Genomic DNA, 14,980 nt, shown 5'->3' on the forward strand with positions numbered 1-14,980 from the left:
CCGCCGTCAGGTTCGTGCGCCGCCGGCTCCGGCCGCGCGGGCGCCGGGCACGCTCGCGTATCCGTACCGGCTCCCGCGCCGGAAGGGGAGAGTGCGGCGCCGGCCGACCGTTCCGCCGGACGGACGGGGAGCCGCGCCCCCGCTCCCCGTCCGTCCCCACCCCCAGGGACAGAGCCACCCGGCGATCGCGCCCTGCCCCCTCGGTCGCTCACTCCCCCGCAGCCCCGACCGCGCGGAAGCCACCTCCCGGCCGGCGCGGCTCCCCCGCACGGCCGATCTCCCCGCACGGTGAATCTCCCGCGCTTCCTTCCGTCCCGGACCAATCCGCCGCACCCGCGGCACCGGATTACGCCCGGCCATGTCGCACTCCCTAAGGACCCACCTCGTGAAAGAAGCCGTGTACATCGGCAGGAACCCGGCGTCCGAGCCGGATCTGCAGGAACTGATGAGCAGCGTGGCCCTGGGTGATCAGGAGGCCTTCGCAGCCGTCTACGACGTCGTGGCGAGCCCCGTTCTCGGAGTGGTGCGCAGCGTGCTGCGCGACCGGGCGCAGTCGGAGGAGGTGACCCAGGAGGTGCTGGTGGAGGTGTGGCGCACGGCGGCCCGGTACCGCGCCGACCGCGGCTCCGCGATCAACTGGATCCTCACGCTCGCGCACCGGCGCGCGGTGGACCGGGTCCGCTCGGCGGAGGCGGCGGCCGCCCGCGAGCACAAGGCGGCCCTGCTGGACCGGACACCCGAGTACGACCAGGTGACCGAGCAGGTGGAGGCGCACCTGGAGCGGGAGCAGGTGCGGCGCTGTCTGCGCACGCTGACGGAGATCCAGCGGCAGGCCGTCAACCTCGCCTACTACCAGGGGCTGACCTACCGCGAGGTCGCCGAGGCGCTCGCGCTGCCGCTCGGCACGGCCAAGACCCGGCTGCGCGACGGCCTCATCCGACTCCGTGACTGCCTGGGAGTGAGCGCGTGACCACCGCCGACCTGCACACACTGACGGGCGCCTACGCCCTGCACGCCCTGCCCGAGGACGAGCGCCTGGCCTTCGAGCGGCACCTCGCGGACTGTGAGGCCTGCGCGCAGGAGGTCGCCGAGTTCGCCGCCACCACGGCCCGGCTCGGGCTCGCCGTGTCCGTCCCGGTCCGGCCGGCGCTCAGGGAGCGGGTGCTGCACCGCGTCTCCACCGTCCGGCAGGAGGTGCCCCCCACCTCCCCCGCCGCCCGGTCGGCCCGCGCCGTGCTGGGGTCCCGGCGGCTGTCCCGGTGGGCACTGGCCGCGTGCGTGGCCGCGGCGGCCGCGCTCGGCGGCACCGCGGTGTGGCAGCACGACCGCGCCGAGGACGCCCGGGCCGAGGCCAGGGCGTCCGCGCAGCGGGCGGACGAGCTGGCCGCCGTGCTCGCGGCTCCCGACGCCCGTACCCGCAGCGCCACACTCGCGGACGGCGCCCGGGGCAGCGTGGTCGTCTCCAAGAGCCGGGACCGGGCCGTGTTCGTGGCCTCGGGCATGGCCGCGCCGCCGCGGGGAAAGGTCTACCAGCTGTGGTTCGACGACGGCGGCACCATGCGGTCCGCCGGTCTGATGGACCCGCACCGGGCCAGCCAGACGGTGGTGATGCAGGGCGCCGTCGACGGCGCCTCGGCCATGGGCATCACGGTGGAGCCGCGGGGCGGATCGGACAAGCCCACGTCGGCGCCGCTCGCGCTGATGAACCTGCCGGTCTGATCCGCACCCCGGCCCCACGCGCGAAGGGGGCCCGTCCCGTCGGACGGGCCCCCTTCGCGTTCAGTCCCGGCCGCGCGGCGGCCACGGGATGAAGCCGCTGGTCCGGGCCGCGTACTCGGCGTATCCGGGGCGTTCGGCCATGTGCCGCTCCAGCAGTTCCTTACCGCTCCCCCTGATCAGCAGGAAGCTCATCACCAGGGGGGACACGAGCGACACCGCCGCCGAGGCGCCCTCGTCGCAGGCGATCAGGAACAGGCCCCACCAGACGCAGAAGTCCCCGAAGTAGTTGGGGTGCCGGGTCAGGCGCCACAGACCGCGGTCCATGATCCGGCCCCGGTTGGCGGGATCCGCCTTGAACCGGGCCAGCTGGGCGTCCCCCACCGCCTCGAAGAACAGTCCCGCCGCCCACAGCGCGGTGCCGGCCGCGGCGAGGCCGGTCATCGCGCCCGGCACGTACTGGGCGGCCTGGACCGGCAGGGACACCAGCCACACCAGGGCGCCCTGGAGGAGGTAGACCATGCGCAGCGCGTACAGGTTCCTGCTGCCGGGGGCCTTGGCCAGCAGCGCCTCGTAGCGGGGGTCCTCGCCGTGCCCGCGGCCTCGCCGGGCGATGTGCGCGGCGAGCCGCAGCCCCCACACGGCCGTCAGCCCGGTGACCAGGACGCGGCGCCCGGGGTCCCCCTGACCGGCGGAGGCCGCGTAGGTGACCAGGGCGACGGCGGTGAAGCCGAGGCCCCAGGCGATGTCGACCACGCGGTGCACGCCCTTGCGCACGGCGACGGCGAAGGTGACGAGCATGACGGCGAGGGCCGCCACCGCGGCCCAGGCGAGATTGAGCGCGAAGGCGCCCCAGGGGAAGCCGGTCACCGCCGACCGAGCCCCGCGTACCAGGCCTCGGGCGTCACGGGCATCCCGCTGCGTCCGCCGGGGCCGGGGCGGACCGCGAGGATCTGGTCGACGCCCATGCGCCGCTCCTCGAATGCGAGGGCACCGCCGACCAGGTAGAGCCGCCACACCCGTGCCGTCTCCTCGCCGACGAGCCCCACGACGTCGGTCCAGCGCTCCTCCAGCGTGCGGTGCCAGGCGGAGGCGGTGCGGACGTAGTGCTCGCGCAGCGACTCGACGGAGCGCACCTCCAGCCCCGCCTCCTCCAGCAGGCCCACGGTTCCGCCCACCGGCCGCATGTGCATGTCGGGCGCGATGTAGGCCTCGATGAAGGCACCGCCGCCCGGCGCGGTCCGGCCCCGCGACATCTGCTGCACCAGCACCCGGCCCTCCGGGCGGACCAGCCGGTGGAGCGCGGCGGCGAAGGCCGGGTACTCGGCGTCCCCGACGTGCTCGCCCATCTCCACCGTGGCGACGGCGTCGTGGCCGCCGCCCGTGATGTCCCGGTAGTCCTGGCACAGCACCTCGACCCGGTCCTCCAGTCCCCGCGCGCGGACCTGCTCGCGCACATGGGCCGCCTGTTCCGCGGCCAGGGTGACGGCGGTGACCCGCGCCTTGTGCCGCTCGGCCGCGTAGAGGGTCAGTGAGCCCCAGCCGCAGCCGATGTCGAGCAGCCGGGCGCCGGGCGTGAGGCCGAGCTTGCGGCAGATCAGCTCCAGCTTGGCGCGCTGTGCGTCGGCGGGGGTGGAGCCGGGTTCGTCGCTCGCCCAGTAGCCGCAGGAGTAGGCCATGGTCTCGTCGAGGAGCAGCCGGTAGAAGTCGTTGGACAGGTCGTAGTGGTGGCTGATGGCCGCCCGGTCGCGCGCCTTGCTGTGCAGGCCGCCGCGCAGCCGCGCCTGGGACGCGGGCGCCGCCGGGCGCGGGCCGACGGCGCCGAGCCGGACGGCCGCGCCGGCCGCGCGTGCCCGCTCGGCGAGGGTGAGCCGGGGGGCGTGCAGTCCGCGTTCCCGTGCGGCGGCCCACATGGCGCGCAGTCCCGCCGCCAGGTCGCCCTCCACGTCGAGTTCGCCGGTGACGTAGGCCTGGGCCAGGCCCAGTTCGCCGGGTTCCCACAGCAGGCGGCGCAGCGCGCGCCGGGAGCGTACGACGACGACGGGGCCGTCGGGCGGGCCGGCCTCGCTGCCGTCCCAGGCCCGCAGGCGCACCGGCAGCGGGCCGCCGAGCGCGTCCTCGGCGAGCCGGGCGAGCCGCCGGGCGGCTCCGGGCCGGGCGGAACCGTCGGCTCCGGGGCGGGGAGCGCGGGCGGCTTCGGGCCGGGAGGTGCGGGCGGTGGTCATCGGGCGGTGTTCTCCTTCGTGAGCAGGTACTGCTGTACGTCGAGGTAGCCGGAGCGGAACCCCGCCTCGGAGTAGGCCAGGTAGAAGGTCCACAGGCGCCGGAAGGTCTCGTCGAAGCCGAGCGCGGCGACCTCGTCGGCCCGTTCGGTGAACCGCTCCCGCCACAGGCGCAGGGTCTCGGCGTAGTGCGCGCCGAAGCCGTCGCGCCGGGCGACGGTCAGCCGGGTGTGGTCGCGGACGTGCTGCTCGACGGCTTCGGCGGAGGGCAGCAGGCCGCCGGGGAAGACGTACTTCTGGATCCAGGTGTGGGTGGCGCGGGAGGCCAGCATCCGGTCGTGCGGCATGGTGATGGCCTGGAGGGCGGCGCGGCCGCCGGGGGCCAGGCGTTCGTCGAGGGTGCGGAAGTAGACGGGCCAGAACTCCGCGCCGACGGCCTCGATCATCTCGACGCTGACGACGGCGTCGTACGTCCCGCGGGCCTCGCGGTAGTCGCACAGGTCGACGCGGACCCGGTCGGCCACGCCGGCCTCCCGCGCCCGCTCCAGGGCGAGTTCCCGCTGTTCCCGGGAGAGGGTCAGCGAGGTGACGTGCGCGCCGCGCGCGGCGGCCCGGATCGCCAGTTCGCCCCAGCCGGTGCCGATCTCCAGCAGCCGGGTGCCCTCGCCGGCCCCGGCGAGGTCCAGCAGGCGGTCGATCTTGCGGTGCTGAGCGGCGGCGAGCAGCTCCCAGCGGGCGGGGAAGCCGCGGAAGACCGCCGAGGAGTAGGTGAGGGTGTCGTCGAGGAAGAGGGCGAACAGGTCGTTGGACAGGTCGTAGTGGTGGCTGATGTTGGCGCGTGCCCCGTCGGGGGTGTTGCGCCGTGCGCCGGGCTGCCGCGGGGCCCACAGGCCGCGCAGCCGCTGGAGCGAGGGCGGGATCAGCTCGGCCGCGTGCGCGGCGAGCACGGTGAGCGCGGCGACCAGGTCGGGCGCGTCCCACTCGCCGGCCATGTACGACTCGCCGAACCCAATCAGGCCGGAGGCCCCGATGCGGCCGTGGAAGCGCTTCGGGTCGCGCACCTCCAGCAGCGGGCCGCCCTTGCCGGCCGAGTGCCCTCCGGCGAACCGGGCCCGGAGGGGCAGCCGCTCCAGCGCCCGGCGCACGACGGCGGCGGTGACGGCGGTGCGCAGCGGGGAGGCGGCCGGCGGCGCGGCCACGTCGGGCCAGTGGGCCGGGGGCGCGGCGGCTTCCCTCTCGAGGGGGGTGCAGCGGGGTTCGACGGTCGTCATGTCACGTTCTCCGGGGTGCGGGGGCGGGGACGGGGCTGTACGGGGAGTCCCCGCAGGTACAGGCGGATGCCGTGCAGGCGGATGCCGGCCGACACGGCGGCGGTGGACCACGGGTGCCGCAGCGCCAGCCGCAGCAGGGCCCGGGTGGTCGCCTCGCGCCGGGTGCCGCGCACGGTCGCGGTGAAGGGCCGCGCGCCCTCCCGTTCCAGGTGCACGGTGAGGCCGAGCCGGTCCTGCGGCAGCGGCAGCCGCATGCGGTAGCGGCCGTCGACGGGGAAGAACGGCGAGACGTAGAACTCCTTGTCGGCGTCGGTGGTGCCGGCCCGGTCGGGGCGGAGCAGGTAGGCGTGCCGTTCGCCGTAGGTGTTGTGGACCTCGGCGACCACGCAGCGCGGGCGGCCGTCCGGGCCGTGGCACCAGTACAGGGTGAGCGGGTTGAAGACGTGGCCGAGCACGCGCGCGTGGGTGAGCATCGCGACCGGTCCCCCGGCGAGGTCGACCCCGTGCGCGGCGAGGAAGGCGTCCAGTCCGGCCCGCAGGGTGGGCCGGTCGCCGTCGAAGTGGTCGCGCGGGTCGAAGCGGGCCAGCCACCGCAGTCCGCGGGGCGGTCGCGGCGGGTGGTCGGGGTCGATGAGCCACAGGTAGGTGCGGTGCCGCAACGCGTACCGGGTGGGTGCGGTGCGCACGTGGGTGATGGTGCACGGGTAGAGGGCGGGCGGGGCCGTCACCAGCGCACCCCCAGGGCCTCGGCGGCCCGGACGCCGGAGCGGCAGCCGTCCTCGTGGAAGCCCCAGCCGTGGTAGGCGCCGGCGAAGGCGGTGACGGCCGTGGTCAGCTCGGGCAGCCGCTGCTGCGCGGCGACCGACTCGGGGGTGTAGACGGGGTGTTCGTACACCATGCGGGCGAGCACCCGGTCGGCGCGGACCCGGTCCTCGCCGCCGAGGGTGACGACGAACGTCTCGGGGGCGTCGAGCCGTTGCAGCCGGTTCATGTCGTAGCTGACCCGCACCCGGCCCGCGTCCGCGCCGCACGCGGGCATCAGGTGGTTCCAGGACGCGCGCGCTCCGCGGGCGCGCGGGAGCAGCGCGGTGTCGGTGTGCAGCAGGGTGGTGTTGCGCGAGTAGCGGAACGCGCCGAGGATCTCCTTCTCCAGCGGGGTGGCGTCGGCCAGCAGCCGCAGCGCCTGGTCCGGGTGGACGGCGATCACCACGCCGTCGTAGGAGGCCGTGGTGCCGTCGTCGGTGGTGATCTCGGCGCCGCCGGGGTGGCGGCGCAGGGCGCGGACGGGCGTGGCGGTGTGCACGGCGTCCAGGCGTTCGGCGACGCGGCCCACGTACGCGCGCGAGCCGCCGGTCACGGTGCGCCAGACCGGCGAGCCGCCGATCGAGAGCATCCCGTGGTGCTCCAGGAAGCGGAACAGGTAGGCCGCCGGATAGCGGGCGGCCGTGACGGAGTCGCAGGACCAGACCGCCGACACCAGCGGGGTCATGAAGTGCGCGCGGAAGTACGGCGAGAAGCCCTCGCGGTCGAGGAACTCCCCCAGCGTGTACGTGTACTCGGCGCCCCGGGCGAGCACGGCGCGGGCCGCCCGGTGGAAGGCCGGGACCTCGGTGAGCATCCGCAGATAGGCCGGGCGCAGCGCGTGGCGGGGCCGGGACAGCAGTCCGGCCGGGCCGCGTGCGCCCGCGTACTCCAGGCCGCAGCCCTCGCACCGCACCGACATGCTCATCTCCGACTCCTGCGTGGCGACGCCGAGTTCGGCGAAGAGCCGCAACAGGTGCGGATAGGTGCGGCGGTTGTGCACGATGAACCCGGAGTCGACGCGGTGCACCCGGCCGTCACGCGAGGTCAGGTCGTGCGTGTGGGCGTGTCCGCCGAGCCGGTCGTCGGCCTCGTACAGGGTGACGTGGTGGGTGCGCGCCAGCAGGTACGCGGCGGTCAGCCCCGCCACTCCGCTGCCGACGACGGCGGTGCGCCGCCGTGCGTCCGTCCCTTCGCCCGGCCGTTCCCCGGATCGGTCCGGGGCCCTCCCCGACTGCGCCATTCGTCTCTCCTCCACCTCGCCGCGGTCACGGCTGTCCGGCGTAATCCGTGGCTGCGGCGGGGGCGGATTGGCGGCGAGGCGATCTTCCTCCGGTCTGGGTCCGAGGCAGTGAAGCAAAGCGGGCGCGGAGCGCTCCCACCTCTACACATAAAGGCGAAATAAGCGCAAAATGAGGGTGCGCGGCGCCCACCGCACACCGCACCAGACGCGGTCAGGCCTGCAAGTCAGAAGGAGACGAGACATGGCCAACGTCTCGCACGGCAGAGGTGACATCACCACCCACCCCGACGTCTCGGAGATGCGGGACCGCTACGCCCGCATGCTGGGTGGCCGCGATGTGGCGCTCGTGGACGGCCCGGTGTTCCTGCTGGGCCTCTACTGCGCCGCGTCCCCGTGGATCCTCCACTACACGACGAGCCAGCCGGCACTCGCGACCCACAACCTGATCGTGGGCATCGCCATCGGGCTGCTGGCCCTCGGGTTCACCACCGCCCCGGAGCGGATGTACGGACTGAGCTGGGCCATGTGCGCCATGGGGATCTGGATGATCGTGGCGCCCTGGGTCGTCGGCACGGGCCCGGACACCGGCGTGGTGGTGAACAACATCGTCATCGGCGCCCTGGCCCTCGTCCTGGGAGTGATGTGCGCCATGACGGCGTCGAAGAGCACCACCAGGCAGTAGGGCCGTCGAGCCGTGGTGCGCGGTACCACCGGGCCGTGACACCACCGGGCCGTGGCACCCGGAGCCGGCGGGAAGGAGTCACGAGGGCCGGTCCGCGGAGGCGGACCGGCTCCGCCGTGCCGGCGGCCGGGCGCCGGGCGGGGCTCGTGGCGACCGGGCGGACCCGCCACACTGCCGACCCGCTCGATCGCCGCGCGCGCCGGAGGTGTCGCGGGTCCGGGGCGGCGCGTCACGGGTCCGGGCCGGGCGAATCAGGGGTCCGGGTCGGCCAGGAGCGGGCCCAGCGGGCCCAGGTCCAGGTTGAGATCGCTGCGGCGCAGCCCGTGCTGCGCGCACAGCTCGTCCATCCGCCGGTCCAGCAGCATGAGCGCGGTGCCGAGCCGGTCCTCCTGGTCGGGACTCAGGGACCCCTCGTCGAAACGGCGCACCGCCTGGCGCTCCATCAGCTGCCGCAGCAGTTCCACCACGGCCAGGACCAGTGCGGCCAGGTCGTTCGCGACCGTCTCCGGGTCGAGGTCCAGGGCATGGGTGCGCGGCTCGGTCACAGCGGCCCGCTGTCCGACCAGGGCGCCGGGATCCGGTCGCTGACCGAGGCCAGGAGGGCGTGCAGCGAGATCCGCACCAGCGGTACGTCGGCGATGGCCAGGACCAGGTCGCCGCTGATCACCACGCCGGTCGCCAGGACCCGGTCCAGCAGGTCGACCAGGGGCACCCCGATCGGCGCGTACGGCTCCGGGCCGTCCCAGGGCACACTCGTGCGGCCGGGTTCGAGCGTTGTCGGCACGGTCATGCGCGGGCCTCGTGTTCCCCGGTGTTCCACTCCTGGTCCAGCCTGGCGAAGGAGTACGGGATCCAGGGGCCCGACGCGGTCGTCTCCACCAGGGTGCCGACGCGCCCGGCGCCGAACCCGGCCACCGCCCGGGTGAACGCGGCCCGTTCCGCGTCGTCGACCAGATAGGCGGCGTTCAGCAGCTGCGGGGCGCTCCGGCCGGTCAGGTGCTCGCTCTGCGGCCGGTGCCGTGTCGCGGCCACGGCGTACCGCCGCAGCTCCCGGTCGACCGCGTGGGCCGCGGCGAGCGCCCGCTCCCGCGCGTCCCGCTGGGTCCGCCGCCGGGCGCTGACCCGGCCGAGATAGGCCCGCCCGCCGGGGGCATCCCCCTCTTCGGCGGGGGCATGGTCCTCTCCCGTCCCGTCGGTCCCGGGCGGGGGGCCGGCCGCCTCGACGGCGTGTACCTTCACCGCCCACTCCGTACGGCCCCGCAGCCGGTCGAGCAGTTCGCACAGCTCCGCCTCGCGGGCGGACACGGACTCCACCGCGTTGCCGTCCCCGAGGTACAGGGTGGCCATGGGGAGGGGGACGACCGGGCCGGACAGGGCGGCCGTCTCGACGCCCCGGTGATGGGTGCGTGCGCAGCGCTCCAGTTCCTCGGGCCGGTTGAGCCGCTCGCCGAGCGACGCCTCGCCGAAGGCCTCCGCCGGCACGTCCTGGACGACGAGCCACAGCGCCCCGGCACGCACCACGCGCAGGGGGCCGCCTCCGCCGTGGCCCGCCGCGGCGGTCAGCGCGTCGCCGGGCGGCGGGGTGCGGGTCACGGCGAACGCGTAGGTGAGGGTGTCCTTCACGCCTTCTCCTCCTCCGCCTCTTCCTCCGCGTCGTCCTCGGCGCTCTCCAGGGCATCGAGGCGCTCGCGCAGCCGTGCGTTCTCCTCGGCCAGCGCGTCGTGCGCGGCCCGTGAGGAGAGCGCGGGGTCGGTCTCCCACCAGTCGATGCCGGCCCTCCTGGCGGTGTCGACCGAGGCGATGAACAGGCGCAGACGGATGGTGAGCAGTTCGATGTCGAGCAGGTCGATCTTGATGTCGCCCGCGATCACGATGCCCTTGTCGAGGACCCGTTCGAGGAGGTCCGCGAGGTTGGTGGTGGCGGGCGCGTAGTTCTGCGGCACCGGGTTCGTGTGCCAGGCGGCGACGTCGGTCACGGGGTGCTCCAGGGAGGTCAGCGGCGCCGGGGGACGCGGTCGCGGTGGGCATCGTCGTCGTACTCGTCAGCGGGCTCGTCCTCCGCGTACTCGTCCTCTTCCTCTTCCTCGGCGTCCTCTTCCTCTTCCTCGGCGTCCTCGTCCACTTCCTCGTCCTCCTCGCCGTAGGCGCCCTCCTCCTCGTACTCGCCCTCCTCGTCCTCCCACGCCTCCTCGTGCGACCGGACGACCTCCCCGTCGCGGATCTCGCCGCGCCAGCCCTCCAGTTCCTCGTCGCCGTGCAGGGTGACGTGACGCACGAAGTGCTTCAGGTCCAGCCGCAGCCGGCGGCCCTGGGCGCGCCAGAGGTTGCCGGTCTTCTCGACGAACCCGGCCGGGTAGTACTCGACCACGACGACGATCCGGGTGAGGCTGGGGGCCAGTTCGTGGAAGGTGACCGCCCCGCGAGTGGTGCCCTTGGCCCCCTCGGAGGTCCATACGATCCGGTCGTCGGGCACCTGCTCGCGGACGGAGGCCTTCCAACTGCGGCTCGACGGGCCGACCTTGACGTTCCAGTCGGAGCTGACGTCGTCGGACCGGCTGACGCTGCGGACGCCCTTCGTGAAACGGCTGAAGTCCTCGAACTGCGTCCAGTGGTCGTAGGCCGTGCGGAGCGGGACCCCGACGTCGACGGCCTCCAGGATGTGCGTCGCCTTGACGCTGCCCCCCGCCGCGCCACCGCGCGAGCCGCGACCGCGAGCGCGGCCACGGCCACGGGCGAGTGACCTCACCCTGCCGAGCACCGCGTCCTTCACCCCGCGGGGCTTCCGCTGGGCCCCCGGCCCGCCGGACCGCCCACCGTCCGCGACGTCCGCGAGCCGGTCGGTGAGGTCACCGACCCGTTCCCCCGCCCTGACGACCAGGCTGCTGCCCAGCGCGGAGAGGTAGCCGCCGAGGGCGTCCGTCAGGTCGTCCAGGGGCGAGGGGCCGCTCGGTCGCTCGTCGCGCCGCGCCCGGGTGCCCGTCATCCGCGCTCACCGCCCCCGCCGCGCGCCGGAGGCCGAGTCGCCGTACTCGTCGCCGTACTCCTCGCCGTACTCCTCGTCGTACCACTCCGCGGACCGCTCTTCGGACCGGTCTCCGGACGGGCGGCGGGGGGCGTCCCCGCGGACGAGCGCGTCGGTGCGGTGCCGGAGCGTGTCGGCGGCACGGGTCAGCCTGCGGTCGACGACGGCGTTGACGGCCGCGCGTCCGGCGGTCAGCAGCTCACCGCGCACCTGGTCGGCGAGTTCCTGGAGCTGCCGCGTCCCCGGGGGGTGGTCCGCCGGCGCCCGGCCCGGTGCCACGCCGAGGCTCCGTCCGGCGAGGTAGGTGCCGACGGCGAGGGCGAGTCTGGCCTTCCTCGTACGGCCCAGGGTGTACCCCGCCGCCACCGCTGCCCCGAGGGCCACCCGGTTGCCGCTCACCCGTGCCTCCCCGGTGCGCGGCCCGCGGCCCGCCGTGCGCGCCCCGCGGCCACCGGCACGTGGCCCGCGGGAGGGGCGCCCAGGGGACGGGCGGGGCTGCCGAGAAGGCCGAGCAGGCGTTCCTCCTCCTTCTCGAAGGTCTCCTCGTCGATGGCGCCGTCGTCCAGGGCCCGGTTGAGCGCGGCCAGCCGGGCCTGCACCGCCCGCGGGTCGCGCATCTGGCGCTCGGCCTCCTCGAGAAGACGGTCGGCGACCCACACCGTGCCGCGCACCGGCGCGAGGGGCAGCAGCAGGAGTTCACTCACGATGCCCACCGCGTCACCGCCCGGCCGGGGCGGGACGCGCCTCGACGAAGCTGTAGCACGGCAGGGGCCCGGTCACGCTGAGCGCCAGCCGGTCCCCGAAGCCGCGTGCCTGGGCGGCCACCGCCTGCCGGAACCGCTCCTCGTCGGCGGCGCGCAGCAGGAAGGACGCGCTCAGCACCAGATCGTCGTCGAGCGGCCCCTGCGCCGTGCGCACGGCCAGCGGAGTCAGCTGGGCCAGGACCTCGTGGGCGGCGTGCCGCGCCTCGCGCCGGACGCCGCGGGCGAGGGCCTCGCCCAGCCGCACGTTGGCCTCGTAGTCCGGCCTGCGCCGGGTCCGGTGGGCCAGCGCACGCAGTTTCTCGTCCCGGCGCACGAGCTCGGCGAAGTAGCCGGACACGACCGAGCCCTTGACGTTCATCTCCACACAGCCCCGGACCGTGTCGAGCTGCGCCGACAGACGGTCCTGGTCGGCGCGCAGCTGGGCCCGCAGGGTGTCCGCGTCGGGGCTGACCACCGCGAACCGCATCGGCAGGACGGGGCCCTGCGCGGCGAGTTCGTCGAGCACCGCCTGGTGGGCCGTCAGGTCGCGGCGGCGTGCGCGGACCTGCCCGGGCGGGTCGGAGACGGCGGCGCACAGGCCGGACTCGGTCACCAGGCGTACCGGGGCGCCGCCCACGCCGGGCGTGGCCGGGGCCCGCACCCCGGCGTGCGTGATGCCGTAGACGTAGAGGGTGCTGAGGGCGGTGGCGGTGTCCGTCACGGTCAGTCCTCCCCGTCGGAGCGGCGGGAGCGGGCACGGGGCCGCTCGTCGTCACCGCGGCGGCGGCCCGAGCTGCCGCGGCCCTCCTCGGGCGGGCGGCGCGTCGGCCGTTTCCGCTCCGGCTCGCGCTCGCCGCGGCGCCTCCTGGGCTCCTCCTCTTCCTCCTCCGTCTCCTCCTCTTCCTCCCGCTCCTCCGGGGTGAGCATCTCCCTGACCTTCGAGGTCAGGGAGCGGGCGCCGCGCTTGGCGCCCGCCTTGACGACGGCCTTCTTGGCCGACCCCCCGCCGAACAGCTCGGGCACGGTCTTGCTGCGGACGTCGTGCTCCAGGTCGAGGCGGTTGCAGGCCTCGGCGAACCGCAGATAGGTGTCGACACTGGCGATCACGATCCGGGCGTCCACCTTGAGGATCTCGATGCCCACCAGGGAGACGCGTACGAAGACGTCGATCACCATGCCGCGGTCGAGGATGAGCTCGAGTACGTCGTACAGGGTTCCGGCGCGGGGCGCGCAGACGACCTCGTCGTCATAGGTGATCATGCAACGGTCCTTCCGGAGGCGGGCCGAGGGCCCGGTCGTCAGTCCTGGGCACCGCGCCGGTAGCGCGCGATCCGGCGGTACTGCAGCAGCTCGCCCGCCGAGTCCAGTTCGACCTCGTAGGTGGCGAGCAGACTGGTCGTGTCGGGGATGCGGGCCAGCTCCAGCACGTCGACGTTGACGAGCCAGCCGTCGTCCTCGCTGCGGCACACCGAGGACACGCCTTCCAGGCGGTGGCTGACGAGCTGGACCAGCCCGTCGGCGGCGCACCGGGCGGCGTCCTGGGCGCCGCGCACCCCACGCCCGCGCGTCGGGGCCGAGGCCGTACCGCGCCGTCGTTCGCCAGCTTCTGTCATGAAGCCCACTCTGACCGCGGTCCCCGGCGGGCGCGTGCCGGGTTAGGCCATCCGGTCGCGCCCCGGACACACGAAGGGCCCGGCACCGGGTGCCGGGCCCTGCCGCACGGGGGGTGTCAGCCCACGTTCAGCGCCGTGTCGTCGATGACGAAGGACGTCTGGAGTTGGGAGCCCTCGGTGCCGGTGAACTTGACCGTCACCGTCTGGCCCGCGTAGGCGGCAAGGTTGAAGCTGCGCTGCGTGTAGCCGCTCGCCGCGTTGAGGTTCGAGTAGGTCGCGAGGGTCGACAGCACGGTGCCGCCGCTGTTGAGCACCTGCGCCTTCAGGGTGTCGTACGCCGTCGTGGTGGTCGTCTCGGCCGTGTCCACGTGGAGGTAGAAGCTCAGCGTGGCGGTGGTGCAGCCGGAGGGGATCGTCACCGTCTGCGCGAGGGTGTCGGTGTTCGCCGTGCCGTAGCCGTCGAGCCAGGCCTTGTAGGAGCCGGTGCGGGCTGCCTCGCCGGTGTCGTTGGTGATGACCCCGGTGGTGGCGCTCCAGGTGGTGTCGCCGGACTCGAAGCCGGGGTTGCCGAGCAGCTGGGCGGCGGTGCAGGAGCCGGTGCCGCCTCCCCCGCCGCTGGTGCCCGCGCCGGCCAGCCAGGCGGTGGCGTTGAGGGCGAGGGGCGCGTTGGTGGCGCTCGAGTCGTTCCAGCCGTCGTAGAGGGTGTTGCCGGACTGGCCGGTGCCGTCGTCGACGGGTGAGCTGTCGCCCCAGAAGGCCACCCGGCCGCTGCCGAAGGTGCTGGTGGCGAAGAAGGCGCCGGTGTTGCCGGAGTACCCGGTGCGGTACAGCAGGCCCTTGACGCCGGCGTTGTCCGCCGGCTTGAGGGTGGCGGTGGTGCCGCTGGCGATCAGGCTCTTGGTGACGTCGCCGAAGGAGCCGTGCAGCACCGGGTCGGTGCTGTCGTTGATCGCGGCGGGGTGGTCGGAGCTGATGCTCAGCGAGTCGATGGAGAAGCCGAACGGGTCGGTGGAGTCGACGCTGTTGTTGGTCATCAGGTCGTTCAGGATCTCGACCGCGTCGTAGCCGTCGTTGTTGCGGTCGGCGCCGGTGTGGTCGGAGATCATGAACAGGCCGCCGCCGTTCTTCACGAAGTTCATGATCGCCGTCTTCTCGGCGCTGGTGAACATCGTGTTCGGCTCGGGCAGGACCAGGGTGTCGAAGTTCGCCAGGTCGGTCGACGACGAGCCGCCGTAGGACAGGCTGGAGCCCGACGGCAGGGTCTTGAGGCTGTAACCGCCCGCCTTCTGCAGGGCCACGCCCCAGGAGGACAGCGCGCCGGTCCAGTCGGTCTCGGCGGACGGGGAGGAGTTCTGGCCGAGCGGGTCCGGCTGGCTGGTGGAGATGATCCAGTCGGCGTTGCCGGCGGTCTCCGCGTGGGCGTTGTCGAACAGGATGCGGTGCGTGGTGGCCGCGTGGGCGGGTGCGGCGGCGGCGCCGACCTGCAGTGCGGCCGACCCGACGAGGAGTCCGAGCCCGGTCAGGGCGGTGGTGACTCTGCGGCGGAATCTTCTGGATCCGAGCATCCGGCGTACCTCCGAGTGGGGTGAAGGGAGCGGTGCGGGCGCGAAGTCTGCGCGCGTAGAACGCAGTTGAGGGTTCTACACGCGTCACTTGGTTGAAAGGTA

At 74.3% G+C, this 14,980-nt stretch carries 19 protein-coding genes; 3 read left to right on the forward strand and 16 right to left on the reverse strand.

From position 1 onward, the window contains the following. Positions 1-385: 385 nt before the first annotated feature. Together ACIQ9G_RS21080 and ACIQ9G_RS21085 are read left to right on the forward strand one after the other, a co-directional pair. A complete protein-coding gene (locus tag ACIQ9G_RS21080; RefSeq protein ID WP_403611593.1) occupies positions 386-970 on the forward strand; it encodes a sigma-70 family RNA polymerase sigma factor in 585 nt (194 codons plus the stop codon). After that, complete coding sequence (locus tag ACIQ9G_RS21085; protein ID WP_403611596.1) at positions 967-1,719, forward strand: anti-sigma factor domain-containing protein; 753 nt, start codon at positions 967-969, stop codon at positions 1,717-1,719. Before ACIQ9G_RS21080 ends, ACIQ9G_RS21085 begins: the two co-directional genes overlap by 4 nt. Positions 1,720-1,779: 60 nt before the next feature. On the opposite strand, the gene ACIQ9G_RS21090 is transcribed toward ACIQ9G_RS21085, so the two are convergent. From ACIQ9G_RS21090 to ACIQ9G_RS21110, 5 genes are read right to left on the reverse strand one after another with little or no spacing between them, the layout of a single operon-like run. Beyond that, positions 1,780-2,586: a DUF1295 domain-containing protein gene (locus tag ACIQ9G_RS21090; protein ID WP_403611599.1), complete on the reverse strand. Its 807-nt coding sequence runs from the start codon at positions 2,584-2,586 to the stop codon at positions 1,780-1,782. After that, a complete protein-coding gene (locus ACIQ9G_RS21095; RefSeq protein ID WP_403611602.1) occupies positions 2,583-3,941 on the reverse strand; it encodes a class I SAM-dependent methyltransferase in 1,359 nt (452 codons plus the stop codon). Before ACIQ9G_RS21095 ends, ACIQ9G_RS21090 begins: the two co-directional genes overlap by 4 nt. Further along, the gene (locus ACIQ9G_RS21100) at positions 3,938-5,209 is read right to left on the reverse strand and encodes a class I SAM-dependent methyltransferase (RefSeq protein ID WP_403611605.1); all 1,272 of its coding nucleotides are present in this window, start codon (positions 5,207-5,209) and stop codon (positions 3,938-3,940) included. The genes ACIQ9G_RS21095 and ACIQ9G_RS21100 overlap by 4 nt, the downstream gene beginning before the upstream one ends. Then, positions 5,206-5,937 (reverse strand): DUF1365 domain-containing protein, encoded by a 732-nt coding sequence (locus ACIQ9G_RS21105; protein WP_403611608.1) that lies wholly within the window; start codon positions 5,935-5,937, stop codon positions 5,206-5,208. Before ACIQ9G_RS21105 ends, ACIQ9G_RS21100 begins: the two co-directional genes overlap by 4 nt. Beyond that, a complete protein-coding gene (locus tag ACIQ9G_RS21110; RefSeq protein WP_403611611.1) occupies positions 5,934-7,253 on the reverse strand; it encodes an NAD(P)/FAD-dependent oxidoreductase in 1,320 nt (439 codons plus the stop codon). The genes ACIQ9G_RS21105 and ACIQ9G_RS21110 overlap by 4 nt, the downstream gene beginning before the upstream one ends. Before the next feature lie 241 nt (positions 7,254-7,494). Between ACIQ9G_RS21110 and ACIQ9G_RS21115 the strand changes: the two genes are divergently transcribed. After that, positions 7,495-7,935, forward strand: coding sequence for an SPW repeat protein (locus ACIQ9G_RS21115; RefSeq protein ID WP_403611614.1), 441 nt, complete (start codon positions 7,495-7,497; stop codon positions 7,933-7,935). 251 nt (positions 7,936-8,186) lie between these two features. On the opposite strand, the gene ACIQ9G_RS21120 is transcribed toward ACIQ9G_RS21115, so the two are convergent. The 11 genes from ACIQ9G_RS21120 to ACIQ9G_RS21170 form a co-directional block, all read right to left on the reverse strand. After that, positions 8,187-8,480, reverse strand: coding sequence for a gas vesicle protein K (locus ACIQ9G_RS21120; RefSeq protein WP_392195691.1), 294 nt, complete (start codon positions 8,478-8,480; stop codon positions 8,187-8,189). Beyond that, complete coding sequence (locus ACIQ9G_RS21125) at positions 8,477-8,725, reverse strand: gas vesicle protein (RefSeq protein WP_403611617.1); 249 nt, start codon at positions 8,723-8,725, stop codon at positions 8,477-8,479. Before ACIQ9G_RS21125 ends, ACIQ9G_RS21120 begins: the two co-directional genes overlap by 4 nt. Beyond that, on the reverse strand, positions 8,722-9,558 hold the full coding sequence (locus tag ACIQ9G_RS21130) for a GvpL/GvpF family gas vesicle protein (RefSeq protein WP_403611621.1): 837 nt from the start codon (positions 9,556-9,558) through the stop codon (positions 8,722-8,724). The genes ACIQ9G_RS21125 and ACIQ9G_RS21130 overlap by 4 nt, the downstream gene beginning before the upstream one ends. After that, entirely contained in the window at positions 9,555-9,911 is a 357-nt protein-coding gene (locus tag ACIQ9G_RS21135) for a gas vesicle protein (RefSeq protein WP_403611624.1), read from the reverse strand. The genes ACIQ9G_RS21130 and ACIQ9G_RS21135 overlap by 4 nt, the downstream gene beginning before the upstream one ends. A gap of 17 nt (positions 9,912-9,928) precedes the next feature. After that, entirely contained in the window at positions 9,929-10,918 is a 990-nt protein-coding gene (locus ACIQ9G_RS21140; protein ID WP_403611627.1) for an SRPBCC family protein, read from the reverse strand. Positions 10,919-10,924: 6 nt separating this feature from the next. Continuing rightward, on the reverse strand, positions 10,925-11,356 hold the full coding sequence (locus ACIQ9G_RS21145; RefSeq protein WP_403611630.1) for a hypothetical protein: 432 nt from the start codon (positions 11,354-11,356) through the stop codon (positions 10,925-10,927). Continuing rightward, complete coding sequence (locus ACIQ9G_RS21150) at positions 11,353-11,670, reverse strand: gas vesicle protein GvpG (protein ID WP_403611633.1); 318 nt, start codon at positions 11,668-11,670, stop codon at positions 11,353-11,355. The genes ACIQ9G_RS21145 and ACIQ9G_RS21150 overlap by 4 nt, the downstream gene beginning before the upstream one ends. A gap of 4 nt (positions 11,671-11,674) precedes the next feature. Next, positions 11,675-12,427, reverse strand: a complete 753-nt coding sequence (locus ACIQ9G_RS21155) for a GvpL/GvpF family gas vesicle protein (RefSeq protein WP_403612619.1) — start codon at positions 12,425-12,427, stop codon at positions 11,675-11,677. Next, a complete protein-coding gene (gvpJ, locus tag ACIQ9G_RS21160; RefSeq protein WP_403611636.1) occupies positions 12,424-12,960 on the reverse strand; it encodes a gas vesicle protein GvpJ in 537 nt (178 codons plus the stop codon). Before gvpJ ends, ACIQ9G_RS21155 begins: the two co-directional genes overlap by 4 nt. Positions 12,961-12,998: 38 nt before the next feature. Next, on the reverse strand, positions 12,999-13,313 hold the full coding sequence (locus tag ACIQ9G_RS21165; RefSeq protein WP_403611639.1) for a gas vesicle protein: 315 nt from the start codon (positions 13,311-13,313) through the stop codon (positions 12,999-13,001). Positions 13,314-13,429: 116 nt separating this feature from the next. Further along, positions 13,430-14,878 (reverse strand): hydrolase, encoded by a 1,449-nt coding sequence (locus ACIQ9G_RS21170; protein WP_403611642.1) that lies wholly within the window; start codon positions 14,876-14,878, stop codon positions 13,430-13,432. Positions 14,879-14,980 lie beyond the last annotated feature (102 nt).

The organism is Streptomyces sp. NPDC096152 (assembly GCF_044763235.1).
GTDB lineage: Bacteria > Actinomycetota > Actinomycetes > Streptomycetales > Streptomycetaceae > Streptomyces.

Bases quoted from the DNA above. Each gene is read 5' to 3' on its own strand.
- ACIQ9G_RS21095 (WP_403611602.1), bottom strand. From the start codon at position 3,941: ATGACCACCGCCCGCACCTCCCGGCCCGAAGCCGCCCGCGCTCCCCGC.
- ACIQ9G_RS21100 (WP_403611605.1), bottom strand. From the start codon at position 5,209: ATGACGACCGTCGAACCCCGCTGCACCCCCCTCGAGAGGGAAGCCGCC.
- ACIQ9G_RS21110 (WP_403611611.1), bottom strand. From the start codon at position 7,253: ATGGCGCAGTCGGGGAGGGCCCCGGACCGATCCGGGGAACGGCCGGGC.
- ACIQ9G_RS21115 (WP_403611614.1), top strand. From the start codon at position 7,495: ATGGCCAACGTCTCGCACGGCAGAGGTGACATCACCACCCACCCCGAC.
- ACIQ9G_RS21125 (WP_403611617.1), bottom strand. From the start codon at position 8,725: ATGACCGTGCCGACAACGCTCGAACCCGGCCGCACGAGTGTGCCCTGG.
- ACIQ9G_RS21140 (WP_403611627.1), bottom strand. From the start codon at position 10,918: ATGACGGGCACCCGGGCGCGGCGCGACGAGCGACCGAGCGGCCCCTCG.
- gvpJ (WP_403611636.1), bottom strand. From the start codon at position 12,960: ATGATCACCTATGACGACGAGGTCGTCTGCGCGCCCCGCGCCGGAACC.
- ACIQ9G_RS21165 (WP_403611639.1), bottom strand. From the start codon at position 13,313: ATGACAGAAGCTGGCGAACGACGGCGCGGTACGGCCTCGGCCCCGACG.
- ACIQ9G_RS21170 (WP_403611642.1), bottom strand. From the start codon at position 14,878: ATGCTCGGATCCAGAAGATTCCGCCGCAGAGTCACCACCGCCCTGACC.